This window comes from Cupriavidus sp. TMH.W2, assembly GCF_050847365.1.
Lineage (GTDB): Bacteria > Pseudomonadota > Gammaproteobacteria > Burkholderiales > Burkholderiaceae > Cupriavidus.
Genome location: NZ_CP193792.1, coordinates 1330327 through 1346555 on the forward strand (window position 1 = coordinate 1330327; position 16229 = coordinate 1346555).

Annotated in this window: 17 protein-coding genes and 1 tRNA gene; 5 read left to right on the plus strand and 13 right to left on the minus strand. The window is 67.4% G+C overall.

Features of this window, described 5'->3' with window-relative positions:
* Nucleotides 1–9 precede the first annotated feature (9 nt).
* Together ACREYQ_RS06210 and ACREYQ_RS06215 are read left to right on the plus strand one after the other, a co-directional pair.
* Nucleotides 10–1422: a LutB/LldF family L-lactate oxidation iron-sulfur protein gene (locus ACREYQ_RS06210; protein ID WP_432259885.1), complete on the plus strand. Its 1413-nt coding sequence runs from the start codon at nt 10–12 to the stop codon at nt 1420–1422.
* The gene (locus ACREYQ_RS06215; protein ID WP_432259886.1) at nt 1419–1688 is read left to right on the plus strand and encodes a hypothetical protein; all 270 of its coding nucleotides are present in this window, start codon (nt 1419–1421) and stop codon (nt 1686–1688) included. The genes ACREYQ_RS06210 and ACREYQ_RS06215 overlap by 4 nt, the downstream gene beginning before the upstream one ends.
* Before the next feature lie 18 nt (nt 1689–1706).
* Here the strand turns inward: ACREYQ_RS06215 and ACREYQ_RS06220 are convergent, their stop codons facing one another.
* The gene (locus ACREYQ_RS06220) at nt 1707–2594 is read right to left on the minus strand and encodes a LysR family transcriptional regulator (protein WP_432259887.1); all 888 of its coding nucleotides are present in this window, start codon (nt 2592–2594) and stop codon (nt 1707–1709) included.
* A gap of 194 nt (nt 2595–2788) precedes the next feature.
* Here ACREYQ_RS06220 and ACREYQ_RS06225 point away from each other — a divergent pair, with 194 nt between their 5' ends.
* From ACREYQ_RS06225 to ACREYQ_RS06235, 3 genes are all read left to right on the plus strand, one after another.
* On the plus strand, nt 2789–3790 hold the full coding sequence (locus tag ACREYQ_RS06225; RefSeq protein WP_432259888.1) for an ornithine cyclodeaminase family protein: 1002 nt from the start codon (nt 2789–2791) through the stop codon (nt 3788–3790).
* Nucleotides 3787–4638: a phosphate/phosphite/phosphonate ABC transporter substrate-binding protein gene (locus tag ACREYQ_RS06230; RefSeq protein WP_432259889.1), complete on the plus strand. Its 852-nt coding sequence runs from the start codon at nt 3787–3789 to the stop codon at nt 4636–4638. Before ACREYQ_RS06225 ends, ACREYQ_RS06230 begins: the two co-directional genes overlap by 4 nt.
* Nucleotides 4639–4729: 91 nt before the next feature.
* Complete coding sequence (locus ACREYQ_RS06235; protein ID WP_432260368.1) at nt 4730–5701, plus strand: Bug family tripartite tricarboxylate transporter substrate binding protein; 972 nt, start codon at nt 4730–4732, stop codon at nt 5699–5701.
* Nucleotides 5702–5799: 98 nt separating this feature from the next.
* Here the strand turns inward: ACREYQ_RS06235 and ACREYQ_RS06240 are convergent, their stop codons facing one another.
* The 12 genes from ACREYQ_RS06240 to boxA all read right to left on the minus strand — a co-directional run bounded on the left by ACREYQ_RS06240 (nt 5800) and on the right by boxA (nt 16208).
* Nucleotides 5800–6594, minus strand: a complete 795-nt coding sequence (locus tag ACREYQ_RS06240; protein WP_432259890.1) for an ABC transporter ATP-binding protein — start codon at nt 6592–6594, stop codon at nt 5800–5802.
* A 1-nt stretch (nt 6595) separates the two neighbouring features.
* Nucleotides 6596–7492, minus strand: a complete 897-nt coding sequence (locus tag ACREYQ_RS06245) for an ABC transporter permease (protein ID WP_432259891.1) — start codon at nt 7490–7492, stop codon at nt 6596–6598.
* A gap of 167 nt (nt 7493–7659) precedes the next feature.
* The gene (locus ACREYQ_RS06250) at nt 7660–8637 is read right to left on the minus strand and encodes an ABC transporter substrate-binding protein (RefSeq protein WP_432259892.1); all 978 of its coding nucleotides are present in this window, start codon (nt 8635–8637) and stop codon (nt 7660–7662) included.
* 272 nt (nt 8638–8909) lie between these two features.
* Nucleotides 8910–9968, minus strand: a complete 1059-nt coding sequence (locus ACREYQ_RS06255; RefSeq protein ID WP_432259893.1) for an aldo/keto reductase — start codon at nt 9966–9968, stop codon at nt 8910–8912.
* 32 nt (nt 9969–10000) lie between these two features.
* Nucleotides 10001–11035 (minus strand): quinone-dependent dihydroorotate dehydrogenase, encoded by a 1035-nt coding sequence (locus ACREYQ_RS06260; RefSeq protein ID WP_432259894.1) that lies wholly within the window; start codon nt 11033–11035, stop codon nt 10001–10003.
* A 96-nt stretch (nt 11036–11131) separates the two neighbouring features.
* Nucleotides 11132–11932 carry an arginyltransferase gene (locus ACREYQ_RS06265; RefSeq protein WP_432259895.1) on the minus strand — a complete coding sequence of 267 codons (801 nt, stop codon included), beginning with the start codon at nt 11930–11932 and terminating at the stop codon, nt 11132–11134.
* The gene (gene aat, locus ACREYQ_RS06270; RefSeq protein WP_432259896.1) at nt 11929–12687 is read right to left on the minus strand and encodes a leucyl/phenylalanyl-tRNA--protein transferase; all 759 of its coding nucleotides are present in this window, start codon (nt 12685–12687) and stop codon (nt 11929–11931) included. The genes ACREYQ_RS06265 and aat overlap by 4 nt, the downstream gene beginning before the upstream one ends.
* 44 nt (nt 12688–12731) lie before the next feature.
* Nucleotides 12732–13316 (minus strand): NUDIX hydrolase, encoded by a 585-nt coding sequence (locus ACREYQ_RS06275; protein WP_035815703.1) that lies wholly within the window; start codon nt 13314–13316, stop codon nt 12732–12734.
* A gap of 236 nt (nt 13317–13552) precedes the next feature.
* Nucleotides 13553–13628, minus strand: a tRNA-Met gene (locus ACREYQ_RS06280).
* A 122-nt stretch (nt 13629–13750) separates the two neighbouring features.
* Nucleotides 13751–14503, minus strand: coding sequence for an RES family NAD+ phosphorylase (locus tag ACREYQ_RS06285; RefSeq protein WP_432259897.1), 753 nt, complete (start codon nt 14501–14503; stop codon nt 13751–13753).
* Nucleotides 14463–14852 carry an antitoxin Xre/MbcA/ParS toxin-binding domain-containing protein gene (locus tag ACREYQ_RS06290; RefSeq protein WP_432259898.1) on the minus strand — a complete coding sequence of 130 codons (390 nt, stop codon included), beginning with the start codon at nt 14850–14852 and terminating at the stop codon, nt 14463–14465. The genes ACREYQ_RS06285 and ACREYQ_RS06290 overlap by 41 nt, the downstream gene beginning before the upstream one ends.
* 105 nt (nt 14853–14957) lie before the next feature.
* Nucleotides 14958–16208, minus strand: a complete 1251-nt coding sequence (gene boxA / locus ACREYQ_RS06295) for a benzoyl-CoA 2,3-epoxidase subunit BoxA (RefSeq protein WP_432259899.1) — start codon at nt 16206–16208, stop codon at nt 14958–14960.
* Between the last annotated feature and the right edge of the window lie 21 nt (nt 16209–16229).

The following is a 16229-nucleotide window of genomic DNA, read 5'->3' on the forward strand; positions in this document are numbered from 1 at the left end:
AAGAGCGACATGCAAGTCCACAGCATGGAATTCAAGACGCGCGCCGGCCAGAAGCTGGCCGACCAGCGCCTGCAGCAGAACCTGAAGAAGCTTTCAACCAAGTTCGTCACGGCGCGCGCCGACGCGATCCGCGATATCGACTTCGATGCCACGCGCGAGGCCCTGAAAGAGCGCCGTAACCGCGCGCTGGAAAACCTCGACGTCTGGCTCGCCACCTTCGAAGAGAACGCGACCAGGCGCGGCGCCACGGTGCTGTTTGCCGAGACCACCGCCGATGCCGCGCGCCTGGTGGCCGGGATCGCGCAGAAGCACGGCGTGAAGAAGGTCATCAAGAGCAAGTCCATGGTGACCGAGGAAATGCGCCTGAACCAGGTGCTCGGCGAGATGGGCGTGCAGAGCATCGAGACCGACCTGGGCGAATACATCCTGCAGATCAACGACTCGGAGCCGCCGTCGCACATCATTGCGCCGGTGGTGCACAAGGACAAGGACGAGATCGCCGACCTGTTCGCCAGGGTCCACCACAAGCCGCGGCTGACCGAGATCCCGGAGATGACGCGCGAGGCGCGCGAAGTGCTGCGGCCCGAGTTCCTGAGCGCCGACATGGGCGTCACCGGCGGCAACTTCATCATTGCCGAGACCGGTTCGGTGGCGGTCGTCACCAACGAGGGCAACGAGGGCATGTGCACGGTGATGCCGCGCGTGCACGTGGCCGTGACCGGCATCGAAAAGGTGCTGCCGACGCTGGAAGACCTGGCCACGGTGATGCGCCTGCTGCCGCGCTCGGCCACCGGCCAGGCGATCTCCAACTACTTCTCGCTGCTGACCGGCCCGCGCGCCGAGGGCGAGCGCGACGGCCCCGAGCATATGTACTTCGTGCTGGTCGATGGCGGGCGCAGCGGGCTGATCGGCGGCGACTTCCAGGAAATGCTGCGCTGCATCCGCTGCGGCGCCTGCATGAACCACTGCCCGGTCTACCAGAAGATCGGCGGCCACGCCTACGGCTGGGTTTATCCGGGCCCGATGGGCAGCGTGCTGACGCCCAGCTATGTCGGCCTGGCCAATGCGGTGGACCTGCCGCAGGCGGCGACCCTGTGCGGCGAATGCAACCGTGTTTGCCCGGCGTCGATCCCGCTGTCCGACCTGTTGCGCAAGCTGCGCGAGAAACAGATGGAGCGCGGGCTGCGCCCGTGGCAGGAGCGCTTCGCGCTGCAGGCGTGGGGCTACGTCGCCAAACGCCCGGAGCTGTATGCCCTGGCTACGCGCATCGGCGCCTGGGTGCTGGGCCGTATGGGCGGCAGCAACAAGCTGATTGCCAGCCTGCCGCTGGCGGGCAAGGGCTGGACCGAAACCCGCGACATGCCGGCCCCGCCGGGCCGCACGTTCCGCGAACTGTACAAGGAAAGGAGGGCGCGTTCATGAGCGCAGCCAACAGCGAGGCACTGGTACGCATGCGTGCCGCCCTGGACCAGCACCTGGCGGGGTCGATGCCGGCCGCCGACCTGGTGCGCGCATGGCGCGACGCCGGCAGCGCGTTGGCGCTGCCGCCGGTCTACGGACAGGCGATGGAGGAGTTGCTGCGCCGGATGGAGATGTCCGCGGTCTTCGCGCAGGACAGCTGCTCGTTCTCGAGCACGGCGGTGACGGACCAGCTGCGGCGCTGGCTGGACAAGGCCGCGACAGTCTGAAGCCCGCGGTGCGGCGCGTCAGCGCCTCATCATCGCCGTCAGCGTATCGACGAACTCCAGCGACAGCCGTGACAGCGGTTCGGTCTGCATATGGAAAATCTGCACTGAGGCATTGACCTTGGTGCGCACCGGCACCGCGACAATATTGGGCCAGGCCGCGCCAAACACGGTCATGGCGTCGACCAGCGCGATGCCGGCGCCGGCCTGCGCCAATGCGCGCGCCACATGCGCCTGCTCCACCTGGACCCGCATGTCGGGCTGGTCGCCCTCGTTGCCGAACATCTCGTGCACCAGCAGGCCGAACGGGACATCCGGCCCGTAGCCGATCAGGTCTTCGCCGGTCAGGTCGGCCGGGCGCACCCACTTGCGCGCGGCCAGCGGATGGCCTGCCGGCACCAATGCCACGATCGGGTTCTTCACCAGCAGCCGTGCCTCCAGGTTGGGATGCACCAGCGGCATGTTCGACACCGCCAGGTCCACCTGCCCCGACAGTACCGCACGCAGCATATTGCCCGGAATCTGCGTGCGCACCACCACCCGCACCGCCGGGTGCGCCGCGCGGAAGCGGGCGATCGCGCGCGGCAGCACGGTCTGGCCCAGGTTGGGGCTGCATGAGATGCGCAGGCTGCCGGTGCGGTTGGCGGCAAGGTCTTCGGCGATCTCGTTGACGCGCTCGATGCCCTCGTAGACCGCATTCACTTCCCCTAGCAGGCGCCGCGCCTCCGGCGTGGGGTAAAGGCGTCCCTTGGTGCGGCGGAACAACTCCAGTCCAAGGCGTTGCTCGGTGTGCGACATCAGCCGGCTGATTGCCGGCTGCGATACATAGAGCAGCTTCGACGCACCGCTGATCGAGCCGGTCAGCATGACCGCGCGGAACACCTCGATCTGGCGCAGGTTCATTTTCATGGCATTAACCTGATGTTAAGGCTGGTGGACATATAAGCATATGACAGTCAATGGCGCCAACCCTAAACTGAATTCCATCGAAACACGCCGGGCCTTTGCAAGGCAGGCACGGCACCACCTTGAAACGCGGCGGCCGCGATGCGGTGCAAGGCGCACCGGCAGTGTGCAGGCATAAACCTGGAGGAAAGGACTGTATGAGCGACATCCATCTCACCTATCTCAACGGCAAGGACATCGCCCGCCTGGAGATGACCGACGCCGAGATCCTGGACGCGGTCGAACAGGCGCTGGTGGCGCAGGGCAACGGGCAGACCGTGATCGAGCCGCGCGTGCACCTGATTCCCGACCCCGCGTTCAACGGCCACTTCAATGTGCTGCGCGGCTACGTGGCGCCGCTGGGGCTGGCCGGGGTCAAGATCGTGGGTGACTTTGTCGACAACTACAAGCTCGGCCTGCCATCGGAAATGGCCATGCTCAACCTGTTCGATCCGCGTACCGGCATCCCGGTGGCGATGGTTGACGCCACCTTCATCACCGATGCGCGCACCGGGGCGCTCACCGCGCTCGGCGCCAGGTACCTGGCGCGCCGCAACAGCAAGGTGCTGGGCCATATCGGCGCGCGCGGCACCTCTTACTGGAATGTGCGCCTGCTCGACAGCCTGTTCGATTTCGACGAGATCCGCGTGCACTCGCGCCGCCCGGAAAGCCGCAACGCCTTCGCCGCGCGGCTGGAGCGCGATCTCGGCAAGAAGATCGTGGTGACAGAAGACTGGGAATCGTGCGTGCGCGATGCCGACATCGTGGTCGAGGCTTCGCGCCTGGAGCGCCCGACGCCGATGCTCAAGACCGACTGGATCAAGCGCGGCGCCTTTGTCGTGCCCTACGGCACCATGAGCGCGGTCGAGTTGTCGCTGACCGACATCATGGCCAGGCTGGTGGTGGACGACTGGGGGCAGTGCAAGGGGGGCATGTTCGGCTCGCTGCGGGCACATGTGGAGGCCGGCAAGCTGTCGGAGCAGACACTTTATGCCGAACTGGGCGAGATCGCGGCGGGGCGCAAGCCGGGCCGCCAGAGCGATGACGAGACCAACCTGTTCTGGCACCGCGGGCTGTCCCTGAGCGATATTGCGCTGGGCCACGCCATCCTGAAGAAGGCCGAAAGCCGCGGCCTGGGCCAGAGGCTCGTCTACGCATGATCGCCAGCGCCCGCATGTATTCGGTGAGCGCGCCGGCCGGGCAGGCATGGCGTGCGCTGCTGGCGCACGTGGCCGAGCGCGCCGGCGTGGACCTGCCGTATGTCGAGCACGCCGCACCCGCCCCGGTCAGCGCCTTGTGGGCGCGGCCGGATTGCGGCTGCGTGTTCATGTGCGGCTATCCCTATGCGCGCGCGCCGGTCTCGCCGCAACTGCTGGCGGCGCCGGTGCCGGCGCTGCCGCGCTACGGCGGGCGCCCGGTCTATTTCACGGAGTTCATTGTGCGCGCCGATGCGCCTGAGCAGACGCTGGCGCAGACCTTCGGCGGACGGCTGGCATGCATGCTGCCTGAGTCCAACTCGGGCTACAACGCGCCGCGCCATCACCTGATGCGGCTGGCGCCGGCGGGCACGCGTGCGTTGTACCGCGCGACCGAGGTGCCCACGCCGACCCCGCGCGAAGTCATCGCAGCGGTGACCGGCGGGCGTGCCGAGGTGGGGGTGATCGACAGCTACGTACTGGACCTGCTGCGCCGCTTCGAGCCCACGCTGGTGGCGCAGCTGAAAACGCTGGAGGTCACCAAAGCCACGCCGATTCCGCCGCTGGTGGCCGCGGCGCGGATCGATCCGCGGCAGTGCGAGCGCGTGCGTACTGCGCTGCTGGCGCTGCATGAGGGCACAACCGGCACGGCGCTGCTGGCCATGCTGGGGCTGGCACGCTTTGCCGCAGTGCGGCCCGCCGACTATGCCGTGTTGCCCGCCATGGCGCGCGAAGCCGACCAGGCGGGATTTGCATTGACCGATGCCGGAGCCGGCGCGGTGGGGGAGCCAGGCCTGATAACCGCCGAATAGGGGAACTGAGATGAAGTCCGCTGTGAAACCCGCTGTAGAGACAGAAACTGCTGTGAAGCCCGCCGTACTGGCAGGCCTGCGGCGTGTGGCGATGCATGGCGTGCTCGCCTGCGTGGCGGCCTGCGCGCCGTGGCTTGCGGCCACTTCCGCGCTTGCCCAGCCGCCGGGCTATCCCGTCAAGCCGGTGCGCATCGTGGTGCCGTTTGCTGCCGGCGGCCCGGCGGACGTGCTCGGCCGGGTGGTTGGCGAGGGCATAGCCAAGGCCATTGGCCAGAGCGTGCTGGTCGATAACAAGGCCGGCGCGGCGGGGAACATCGGCGTCGACATGGCGGCCAAGGCAGCGCCTGACGGCTATACGCTGGTCGTCGTGCCGGTGGGCAATATCGCGGTGAACCCCACGCTGATGCCGAACCTGCCGTACAAGCCGTCGGACCTGGCGCCGGTGGCCATGCTGGCCACCGTCGAGAACGTGCTGGTGGTCAATGCCGCCACGCCGGCCCGGTCGCTGGCGGACCTGCGCAAGCTGGCCGCGCAGAAGCCGGGCGAACTGAGCTTCGCGTCCCCCGGCGCGGGCAGCCAGGCCCACCTGGCGGGCGAGTTGCTGCAACTCGACGCCCATATCAGGCTGAACCATGTCCCGTACAAGGGCATCAACCCGGCGATGACCGATGTGGTCGGTGGCCAGGTGACGATGATGTTCGCGCCGCTCTCGGTGGCGCTGCCGTATATCAAGGCCGGCAGGCTGCATGCGCTGGGGGTTGCCAGTGCCAGGCGGTCGGCGATCCTGCCCGAGGTGCCGACCATCGCCGAGCAGGGCTTCCCGAAATTCGAGGCGGTTTCCTGGTACGCGTTGATGGCGCCGGCCGGTACCCCCGCGGAGATCGTGCGCAAGCTCAGCCAGCATGTCGATGCCGTGCTGGCCGACCCCTCGCTCAAGGAGAGGCTGGCGACGCTGGGCATGGAGGCGGCGGGCGGCACGCCGCAGCAGCTTGCCGCCACCATCCAGAAGGAAAGCACGCGCTGGGCCGGCGTGATTCGCCAGCGGAACATCACGATCGACTGAGTGTTGATGGCGCTTCGCTTGCCACTTGGCGCACGCGGTGCTGCAAAACAAAACGGGGAGCCGAAGCTCCCCCGTCCTTTTCGCGCTGCAGGTCTTCGTCAACCCAGCAGCAGCGCGTCGTCGTCCAGCTGCTCGTGGCGGGTCTGCTCGAACATGCGCAGCAGGTCCGGCACATCCAGCCCCTTGCGCTTGTCGCCCGACACGTCCAGCACCACCTGGCCCTGGTGCAGCATCACCGTGCGCTGGCCGTAGTCCAGCGCCTGGCGCATGCTGTGCGTCACCATCATCGTGGTCAGCTTGCTTTCCTCGACGATGCGGGCGGTCAGTTCCAGCACGAAGGCGGCGGTCTTCGGGTCCAGCGCGGCGGTGTGCTCGTCCAGCAGCAGGATGCGCGACGGCTGCAGCGAGGCCATCAGCAGGCTCACTGCCTGGCGCTGGCCGCCGGAGAGCAGGCCGATGCGGTCGGTCAGGCGGTTTTCCAGGCCCAGGTTGAGCAGGCGCAGCTTCTCGCGGAACAGCTCGCGCGAGGCGCGGTTCAGCGCCGGGCGGAAGCCGCGGCGGCTGCCGCGGGCCATCGCCAGCGCCATGTTTTCCTCGATGGTCAGCGCCTCGCAGGTGCCGGCCATCGGGTCCTGGAACACGCGGGCCACCAGGTGGGCGCGGTCCCATGCGGGCTGGCGCGTGACGTCGGTGTCAGCGATGGTGATGCGGCCCGAGTCAACCATCTGGTCGCCGCTGATCGCGTTCAGGAAGGTCGACTTGCCGGCGCCGTTGGAGCCGATCACGGCCACGAACTGGCCGCTCGGGATCTCCAGGCTGAGCCCGCGCAGCGCGCGGGTCTCGATCGGGGTGCCCGGGTTGAAGGTGAGCTTCAGGTCTTGTGCGCGCAGCATCTCAGGCACCTCCGTTCTTGCGGGCGAACAGCTTCTTGCGGGTCGCCGGCAGCACCAGCGCGATCGTCACCAGCGCGGCGGTGACCAGGTTCAGGTCCTGCGCCTTGAGGCCGATGAATTCGCTGTTCAGCGCCAGCGCGATGAAGAAGCGGTACAGGATGGCGCCCAGCACCACGGCCAGCGTGGTCCAGATCAGGCGGCGTGCCGGCAGGATGGTCTCGCCGATGATCACCGCGGCGAGGCCGATGACGATGGTGCCGATGCCCATCGAGATATCGGAGCCGCCCTGGGTCTGCGCGAACAGCGCGCCGGCCAGTGCCACCAGCGCGTTGGACAACGCCATGCCGGCCAGCGTGGCGCGGCCAGTGGGGATGCCCTGGGCGCGGGCCATGCGCGGGTTGGCGCCGGTGGCGCGCATCGCCAGGCCCAGCTGCGAGCTGAAGAACCAGTCCAGGCCGACCTTGGCCACCACCACCACCACGAACAGCACCAGCGGGCGCAGCACGTAGTCGGGCATCCAATCGGGCTGCAGGATGGTGAACAGCGTCGGTTCGGTGATCAGCGGCACGTTGGGACGGCCCATGATGCGCAGGTTGACCGAGTACAGCGCGATCATCATCAGGATACTGGCGAGCAGATCCATGATCTTCAGGCGCACATTGAGCCAGCCGGTGATGAAGCCTGCCAGCGCGCCGGCTGCGATCGCCACGGCGGTGGCCACGAACGGGTCCTGGCCGGCGGCGATCAGCGTCGCGGCCACGGCGCCACCGAGCGGAAAGCTGCCATCAACGGTCAGGTCGGGGAAATTGAGGATGCGGAAGGAGATCAGCACCCCGAGCGCCACCAGGCTGAAGATCAGGCCGATCTCCAGGGCGCCCAGAAGGGAAAAGAGGGACATGGGGGGAATCCTGTTGCGGGGTCCGGCGGCTGCCTTGGCGCCGGTTTCGGGGCGGGTGGGCCGGCGTGCCCGGGTGGGGCTGCCGGCCGCCTCGCCCTGTTCTGTCCCGCCGGGCCGGGTAGGCCTGGCGGAGCATCCGCCGTCTTGCGGCGGCGGGTTGGCAGGGCTTACTTGATGACCGTCTTCGCTTCCTTGACCAGCTCCGGCGACAGCGTGACGCCTTGCTTGGCGGCAGCGCCGGTGTTGACGAACAGTTCCAGGTTGTCGCTGGTCTGCGAGGCGATCGCGCCGGGCTTCTCGCCCTTCAGGATGCGCACTACGACCTTGCCGGTCTGGTGGCCCAGGTCACCGTAGTTGATGCCCAGCGCGGCCACGGCGCCACGCTTGACGCTGTCGGTGTCGGCGGCGACCAGCGGGATCTTGGATTCGTTGGCGACCTTGACCAGGGACTCATACGCCGACACCACGTTGTTGTCGGTGTTGGTGTAGATCACGTCGACCTTGCCGATCAGGCTCTTGGCGGCCGGGCCGATGTCCACGGTACGCGGCGCGGCGGCTTCCTTGAGCGTCAGGCCTTCCTTGGCCAGCAGCTCCTTCAGTTCCTTGACCACCACCACCGAGTTGGCTTCGCCCGGGTTGTAGACCATGCCCACGGTCTTGGCCTTGGGCACCACGCGCTTGATCAGGGCGACCTGCTTGTCCAGCGGCAGCTTGTCCGACACGCCGGTCACGTTGGTGCCGGTTGCCGACCAGCTCTTGACCAGCTGCGCGGCGACCGGATCGGTCACGCCCGAGTACACCACCGGCACGGTCTTGGTGGCGGCAACCACGGCCTGGGCCGACGGGGTGGCGATGGCAACGATGGCGTTCGGGTTGTCGCCGACAAACTTGCGGGCGATCTGCGCCGCGGTGCCGGTGTTGCCCTGGGCGCTCTGGTATTCCCACTTCAGGCTCTTGTCGGCGTCATAGCCGGCGGCCTTCAGTTCGTCGCGCACGCCGTCGCGGATGGCGTCCAGCGCGGGATGGTCGACGATCGACAGCACCTTGACGGTCTGGGCCTGCACGGCGCCGCCGTACAGCAGTGCCAGCGCCACGGCGCCGCCCAGGATGGACTTGGTTGCTGCGAGACCCTTGATGGACTTCATTGTCTGTGCTCCCCCGAAACTCGGTTCTGGATTGGATACGGCCGCGGATGGTTCGGTCCGCTGTCCTGGCCCGCGCGCATGCTGGCGCACGATGCCGGTCCGGGCGGGCGCGGCGGCTTCCTGCGGCTGGAGGGAGCGTGCGCGGGCGCGTCGGATGCGACAGCGATAAGCCTGCGAGGATACCATTTCCCGCGCACGATATGGGCAGTCATCATGCGGATGTGGGGCATCGGATGCTGTCAGATGCCCGCTATCCGCCATCGGGGCGCATTTTATTGCGCAGGATTCATGATTTGCTTGTGGATTACCCCGATTGCGCCGACCAGATCTTCGTGCAATTGCGCGTTCCAGGCGTCGAGATTTTCCTCGAGCTGGGCCAGCGTGGTGGCGCCGACGATGGTGCTGGCGGCGAACCAGCGCGAATAGCACCAGGCCAGCGCCAGCGTGGCAGGGGACAGGCCGGCACTTTTCGCCAGTTCGACATAGCGGGCCGAGGCCGCCATGGTCTCCGCGCGCATGTAGCGCGGGCTCCAGTCGGCGGGGAAGCGCGACAGGCGGCCCTTGGCCCCGGCGTTGAAAACCGGGCTGGCCGCATCGCCCGCCAGGTATTTGCCGGTCAGTTGCCCGAACGCCAGCGGGCTGTACACCAGCAGGCTGACATCGGTGCGGAAGCACGCTTCATCCAGCCCCTGCTCGAAGCTGCGATTGACCAGGTTGTACGGGTTCTGGACGGTGGCGATGCGCGGCAGCCCGTGTTGCTCGGCCAGGTGGACGAACTCGGCCACGCCCCACGGGGTCTCGTTCGATACGCCCACGTAGCGGATCTTGCCGGCGCGCACCAGTTCGCCCATGACCTCGAGCTGGGCCTGGATCGAGGTGCACTCGCGCTCATTTCGCGGATCGAAGCTGAGCTGCCCGAAGATCGGCGCATTGCGCGCCGGCCAGTGGATCTGGTACAGGTCGATATAGTCGGTCTGCAGCCGGCGCAGCGATTCGTCCACCGCAGCGCGGATACCCGCCGGGGTCAGGTCATCGCCGTTGCGGATCCACGGCATGCGGCCCGGACCCGCCACCTTGGTGGCGAGCACCACGCGGTCGCGCGGCTGGCGCCTGAGCCAGGTGCCGACGACGCGCTCGGTCTGGCCGTAGGTGCCGGCGCTCGGCTTGACCGGGTACATCTCGGCCGTGTCGATGAAATTGATCCCGCGCGAGAAGGCGTAGTCCAGCTGGCTGTGGCCTTCGGCTTCGGTGTTCTGCTCGCCGAAGGTCATGGTACCCAGGCAGATGCGCGAGACCTGCAGGTCGCTGCGGCCGAGTCGGATGGTTTCCATGGCGGTTTGCGTGTCGTTGGCGTGGGCCGGGCTCAGCCGCGCAGCGCCGCGGCGCAGTCGCGCACCAGCGCCGGGCCGCGGTAGATCAGGCCGCTGTAGACCTGCACCAGCTTCGCGCCGGCGTCGATCTTGGCGCGCGCATCGGCGCCACCGAAGATGCCGCCCACGCCGATGATCGGTACCGCGTCGCCGACCACGCCGTGCAGCGCGCGCACCACGCGGGTCGATGCTTCAAATACCGGGCGGCCGGACAGGCCACCGGCTTCCTCGGCATGCGGCAGGCCCTTGACCGCTTCGCGCGAGATCGTGGTGTTGGTGGCGATCACGCCATCGATCCTGTGCCGTACCAGCGCGTCGCCGATATTGCCGATCTGGTCGGCATCCAGGTCCGGCGCGATCTTCAGCGCCAGCGGCACATAGCGCTTGTGCTGGTCGGCCAGGCGCTGCTGCGCGTCCTTCAGCGTCGACAGCAGGCTGTCCAGCTCGCTCGCGCCTTGTAGCTGGCGCAGGTTCTTGGTGTTGGGCGACGAGATATTCACCGTCACGTAGCTGGCGTGCGGGTAGACGCGCTCCAGGCAGTACAGGTAGTCGTCATTGGCGCGTTCGATCGGGGTATCGGCGTTCTTGCCGATGTTCAGCCCCAGCACGCCGCCCTCGGCCTTCCAGCGCGATGCCCGCACGTTGGCGACGAAGGCATCGACGCCGCCGTTGTTGAAGCCCATGCGGTTGATCAGCGCATCCGCCTGCGGCAGCCGGAACATGCGCGGGCGCGGGTTGCCCGGCTGCGCGCGCGGCGTGACCGTGCCAACTTCGACAAAGCCGAAGCCCAACGCGGCCAGCCCGTCGATATAGGCGCCGTCCTTGTCCAGCCCGGCGGCCAGCCCGACCGGGTTGGGAAAACGCACCCCCATGACCGTGCGCGGATCCTCGGCAATCTTGTTGCCGATGCAGCCGCCCAGGCCCATGCGATGGGCGCGCAGCAGGTTGTTCAGCGTGAAATGGTGGGCGTCCTCGGCATCCATCGAGAACAGGGCGGGGCGAAACAGGGGGTAGAGCGCGTTGAGCACGTGGCAGGCGGCCGGCGGGGCGGCGCAGAAGTCAGGACCAGGCCGGCATTGTAGCGGCTGGGCCGCTTGCCCGCGCAGACGGGCTGCGGGATCAGCCTACTCGTGGGTGGCCGGTGGCGCCGGGCTGGCCTCGGCGCCATCCCCGGTTCCGGCTTCGTCCTCGAACGCATGCCAGTGGTTGCCGGTCAGCACCTGCAGCGGCCGGAAGCGTGCCTTGTAGGCCATCTTGCGGCTGTCGGCGATCCAGTAGCCCAGGTAGAGATGCGGCAGGCCCAGTTCACGCGTCTGGCGGATCTGCCAGAGGATGTTGTAGGTGCCGTAGCTGGCGTTGCGTTCGAGTGGATCGTAGAAGGTATAGACCGACGACAGCCCGTCGTCGAGCACGTCGATCATGCTGACCATGCGCAGGCGCCCGGCCTCGGGCGAGCCCGGCGGCTCGCGGAATTCCACCAGGCGCGAGTTGACGCGGCTCTGCAGCAAAAACTGCTCGTACTGGTCGCGGCTGTCCTGGTCCATGCCGCCGCCGGCGTGGCGCATCGACTGGTACAGCAGGTACAGCGAATAATGCTCTTCGACGTAGGTCAGCGGTGCCACCAGTGCCTGCAGGTGCTGGTGGCGGCTCCAGGCGCGGCGCTGCGAGCGGTCCGGCGTGAACTGGTCGACCACCACGCGGCACGGCGTGCAGGCATGGCATTCGTCGCAATACGGCCGGTAGGTGAAGATGCCACTGCGGCGAAAGCCCGCGCGTACCAGGCGCGAATAGACATCGGCGTTGATCAGGTGCGCTGGAGTGGCCACCTGGGAGCGTGCCATGCGGCCGTCGAGATAGCTGCAAGCGTAGGGCGCCGTGGCGTAGAACTGCAGCGCGGAGAGCGGTAGTTCCTTCAGCTTGCTCATGACTCAGGGGGCTCCGGGCGGGACGGTGCGGCCCAGCGCTCCAGCACCGATTTGTCGAACCGCCACGGACTGATCGCCGGCTGCGCCGTCGCCGCCCGCACATGGGCCACGAATTGTGCACGGGGGATCGGGTGCGCACCCAGCGAAGCCAGGTGGTCGGTTTCCTGCTGGCAGTCTATCATCGCCACGCCGTGGTTGCCGAGGAATGCGCACAACGCCGCCAGCGCAATCTTGGAGGCATCGGTGCGGTGCGCGAACATCGATTCGCCGAAGAACATCCGTCCCAGCGCCACGCCATACAGGCCGCCCACGCGCTCGCCGCGATACCAGCTTTCGACCGAATGGGCCATGCCTTTGCCGTGCAGCGTACCGTATGCGGCAATGATGTCGTCGGTGATCCAGGTGCCGTCCTGGCCGTCGCGCGGCGTGGTTGCGCAGGCGCGCATCACCGCCAGGAAGTCGTCGTCGACGCGGATCTCCCAGTCGGCATCGCGCAGCACGCGCCGCAGCGTCTTGCGCAGGTTGACCGAGATGCGCAGCGCCGGCGGGGCCAGCACCATGCGCGGATCGGTGCTCCACCACAGCACCGGCTGGCCACTTGAGTACCACGGAAAGATGCCCTGGCGATACGCCAGCAGCAGCCGCTGGGGCGACAGCTCGCGGCTGGCGGCGAGCAGCCCCGGGGCCTCGGAATCGGGCCCGAGCGCGTGCTCTACCGGGGGAAACGGATCTTGCGGGTCCAGCCAGGCAATCATGCGGGCTGCGCCGGGGGCGGGGCGATGCGCGGCAGGCCCGCCGCTCAGGGGGTAACCGTCGCCCGGCTGGTCAGCGGGCGCATGGGTTTGTCGATGTCCAGGCTGTGCAGCCGGAAGCTGCCGTCCTGCAACCGGCCGGCGGCGCGGTCGGCAAAGAAGCAGCGCAGCGTGTGGATTACGGTGGGGAAAGCCAGTTCATCCCAGGGCACATCGGCCTCTTCCACCAGCTTGACCTCCAGGCTTTCCTCGCCGGGGGCGATATCCAGGTCATCCAGCGTGGCCAGGTAGAACAGATGTACCTGGTGCACATGCGGAACGTTCAGGATCGAGAACAGCTCCCCGACCTGCACGCGCGCGCCGGCTTCTTCCAGCGTCTCGCGCGAGGCGGCCTGCGCGGTGGTCTCGCCAATCTCCATGAAGCCCGCCGGCAGGGTCCAGAACCCGTAGCGCGGCTCGATCGCGCGCTTGCAGAGCAAGACCTTGTCCTCCCACACCGGGATCGTGCCCACGACGTTGCGGGGGTTGACGTAGTGGATGGTGCCGCAGTTGTCGCAAACGCTGCGCGGGCGGTTGTCGCCGTCAGGCACGCGCAACACGACCGCATGACCACAGTTCGAGCAGAATTTCATGAGGGGCGTCCGGGAGGAATGGCGAAAGTGTATCACCCTCGCGGAGGAGGTCGGCAGGGGTGATTGGGGCAGTGGGGCACCAATGGTCAGGGTCAGCGCCGCCTGCTACGGCGCGGAGGCTGGCATCGAGACACCAGCGTGGTGTGCCGGCGTTGGGTTGCAGCAAAAAACAAAAAACCCGCCAGTGGCGGGTTTATCTGCTTTGACGGCGCCGCGCATGATACGCATCATGCGGTTGGTTGCGGGGGCAGGACTTGAACCTGCGACCTTCGGGTTATGAGCCCGACGAGCTGCCAACTGCTCCACCCCGCGTCCGTCGAAGAAAAGATTATATGACATCCGGTTGCGCAATGCAACACCTGTTTGGAAATACTTTCCAGCGCTGCGCAATGCCGCCTGCCATAACGATTAGATCGCCGGCACGGGGTAGAGGTTCAGCCGTTGTCCGCGTCATCGCTTGTGCGCTGCCACAGCGCGGCTTCGAACTCGAAGCTGTCGCGTTGCTGCAGGTCGTCCCGCTGCCAGATCACGCGCTCGCGGCGCACGGTCAGCATCCAGGTGGTGGTGGCCAGCGGCGTGGGGTGCGAGAACGCGCGCGGGGTCAGCACGGCGCCGCAGGGGCCGTGCTGCGGGTCGCGTACCGAGGTGTAGCGGATCATGCCGAGGCCGGCTTCGCGCGCGATGCGGCCGAAGGCCTGGCAGGGCTCGTGGTGGTCGGGGTCGGCCCAGGTGGCGCGGTCCTGGTCGAAGGGCGGTGCGTCGAGGGCCACGCCCGAGGTGTCGACGCGCACTTCGAACAGTGTCTGCGCGCGGGCGTCGATGCGCGGCAGCGCCGGGCTGTCGTTGAGGAAGCGCCAGCGCCAGTAGCCGAGTTCGGCGCAGGCGGTGCGGATCTCGTTGGCGCCATAGAACACGCCGGGATCCTGGCTGGCGCGAAAGCGCGAGCCCCAGGGCGAGGGCGGATAGCGGAACGGGGTGAACAGCAGGTAGTGCAGGTGGCGTGCCTCGGCGGGCACGGCGGGTTTGCCGGCGTCCAGCACGGCTTCCAGCACAGCCTGTTCTTCCAGGCTGTCGACCAGCGCCATGGTGGATACGACATGCTGGGCTTCCACCGCCCGCCACAGCGTGAGCGCGAACTGCCGGCGCTCAGATGCGACCGCGGGTGGCGTCCAGGTAGTGAACGACACGGACCAGACCTTCCGTTGAGCGGATCAATTCGAGGGGCTTGCCGCCCAGCGCCAGGTTTTCATTGGTCAGCCATAGCCGGGCCTGGTCGCCATGGCCCAGGATGGCATCCAGCGAGCGGAACAGGCGCACGAACAGGACGCCGAACTCCCATTCCTTGCGGTGCGCATCGAGCACATAGCCGCCCGACGCCATGCGCGACACCGAGGCCGTGCTGATGCCCAGCACGCTTGCCACCATGGCCTGGCTGATGCCGAGAAAGCCAGCGGCGCGCATGACCGCCTTGGTCAGCGTGGTGCCGGGGTCGGGGCCGCCGGCGGGATCGGTTTCCGGAATCCGCCTGGATTGCATCGCCTTTGCTCCTGTTTCTTGAGAAATATTATAGGCGATGCATTTCAGAAGGGAAGCACTTGCTGAATAAATCAGCAAGTTGCGAAGGTGTTTTGTCGTTTTCGGCTAATAGGTCTCGATATGCAGCCGGCCTTCCGCCTTCATTGTGGTTTCCAGCGCCTTCCAGTTGAGACCCGCGTTGGCGCAGACCGTTTCAAATGCCGCCAGCACACCTTCTTCCATCCCCTTCAGGCCGCAGATATATACATGGCCATTGGTGTCGCCCAGCAGCGCGGCCACGCTGCCGGCCGCCTCGCGGATCGCATCCTGCACATAGCGGCGCGGGGTTGCCGGGTCGCGCGAGAAGGCGAAGTGGATATCGAGGAAGTCCCTGGGCAGCTTCAGCAGCGGGCCGAAGTAGGGCAGTTCGTTGGCGTTGCGGGCGCCGAAGAACAGCAGTCGGCGCCCGCTGAAGTGCGCCATGTTGCGGCGCATGCGCTCGGTCATGGCGCGCATCGGCGCCGAGCCGGTGCCGGTGCAGATCATCATCACGCTGGCCTCGGCATGGTTGGGCATCAGGAAGGTCGATCCGAACGGGCCCACCACCTGCACCGTGTCGCCCTTGGCCAGGTCGCACAGGTAGTTGGAGGCCACGCCCTGCACCGGCTTGCCGTCGTGGTCCTGGTCCACCCGTTTGACCGTCAGCGCCAGGTTGTTGTATCCCGGGCGCTCGCCGTCACGCGGGCTGGCCACTGAGTACATGCGGATGTAGTGCGGCTTGCCCGACGCATCGGTGCCCGGCGGCACGATGCCGATCGACTGGCCTTCCAGGATCGGGAAGAAGTGCGTGCCGAAATCCAGCACGATATGGTGGATGTCGCTGGATGCGTCGTCGGCGGTGAGCCTGTAGTTGCCTGCCACGGTCGCCGCGACCGGCGCGCGCACGCCATGCAGGTTCACATAGGGATGGGCCGCCGACCACGGCGCACGCGCCGAGGTGTGGTGGCTGGTCTCCACGGACTGGATGGCGGTGTCGGTGGCCGCCGCGGCGGCCGCGCCGCTGTCGGCGCTTGCATCCGGCGCTTCGCCCAGGCCGGCCAGATCCGGCAACGGCACCTCGGCCGGCAGTTCGTCCCACAACAGCTGGGCCTCGATCGGGTAGGCCTGGCCGCGCAGCATGGTGCGCCAGTTGTCGATGGCGCCGGTCGGGCAGGGCGACAGGCAGGCGTTGCAGCCGTTGCACACGTCGGCCCTGACCACGTAGTTGCGGTCATCGTGGGTAATGGCATCGATCGGACAGGTGTCCTCGCAGGTATTGCAGCGGATGCAGATTTCCGGATCGATCAGGTGCTGCTTGATGATGTCGGGGGCGCCCATGGCGTGTCTCCGGTGTCTCCC

Bases quoted from the DNA above. Each gene is read 5' to 3' on its own strand.
- ACREYQ_RS06240 (WP_432259890.1), bottom strand. From the start codon at position 6,594: ATGCTGCGCGCACAAGACCTGAAGCTCACCTTCAACCCGGGCACCCCG.
- ACREYQ_RS06250 (WP_432259892.1), bottom strand. From the start codon at position 8,637: ATGAAGTCCATCAAGGGTCTCGCAGCAACCAAGTCCATCCTGGGCGGC.
- ACREYQ_RS06265 (WP_432259895.1), bottom strand. From the start codon at position 11,932: ATGAGCAAGCTGAAGGAACTACCGCTCTCCGCGCTGCAGTTCTACGCC.
- ACREYQ_RS06220 (WP_432259887.1), bottom strand. From the start codon at position 2,594: ATGAAAATGAACCTGCGCCAGATCGAGGTGTTCCGCGCGGTCATGCTG.
- ACREYQ_RS06210 (WP_432259885.1), top strand. From the start codon at position 10: ATGCAAGTCCACAGCATGGAATTCAAGACGCGCGCCGGCCAGAAGCTG.
- ACREYQ_RS06245 (WP_432259891.1), bottom strand. From the start codon at position 7,492: ATGTCCCTCTTTTCCCTTCTGGGCGCCCTGGAGATCGGCCTGATCTTC.
- ACREYQ_RS06290 (WP_432259898.1), bottom strand. From the start codon at position 14,852: ATGCAATCCAGGCGGATTCCGGAAACCGATCCCGCCGGCGGCCCCGAC.
- boxA (WP_432259899.1), bottom strand. From the start codon at position 16,208: ATGGGCGCCCCCGACATCATCAAGCAGCACCTGATCGATCCGGAAATC.
- ACREYQ_RS06255 (WP_432259893.1), bottom strand. From the start codon at position 9,968: ATGGAAACCATCCGACTCGGCCGCAGCGACCTGCAGGTCTCGCGCATC.
- aat (WP_432259896.1), bottom strand. From the start codon at position 12,687: ATGATTGCCTGGCTGGACCCGCAAGATCCGTTTCCCCCGGTAGAGCAC.
- ACREYQ_RS06215 (WP_432259886.1), top strand. From the start codon at position 1,419: ATGAGCGCAGCCAACAGCGAGGCACTGGTACGCATGCGTGCCGCCCTG.
- ACREYQ_RS06235 (WP_432260368.1), top strand. From the start codon at position 4,730: ATGCATGGCGTGCTCGCCTGCGTGGCGGCCTGCGCGCCGTGGCTTGCG.
- ACREYQ_RS06225 (WP_432259888.1), top strand. From the start codon at position 2,789: ATGAGCGACATCCATCTCACCTATCTCAACGGCAAGGACATCGCCCGC.
- ACREYQ_RS06275 (WP_035815703.1), bottom strand. From the start codon at position 13,316: ATGAAATTCTGCTCGAACTGTGGTCATGCGGTCGTGTTGCGCGTGCCT.
- ACREYQ_RS06230 (WP_432259889.1), top strand. From the start codon at position 3,787: ATGATCGCCAGCGCCCGCATGTATTCGGTGAGCGCGCCGGCCGGGCAG.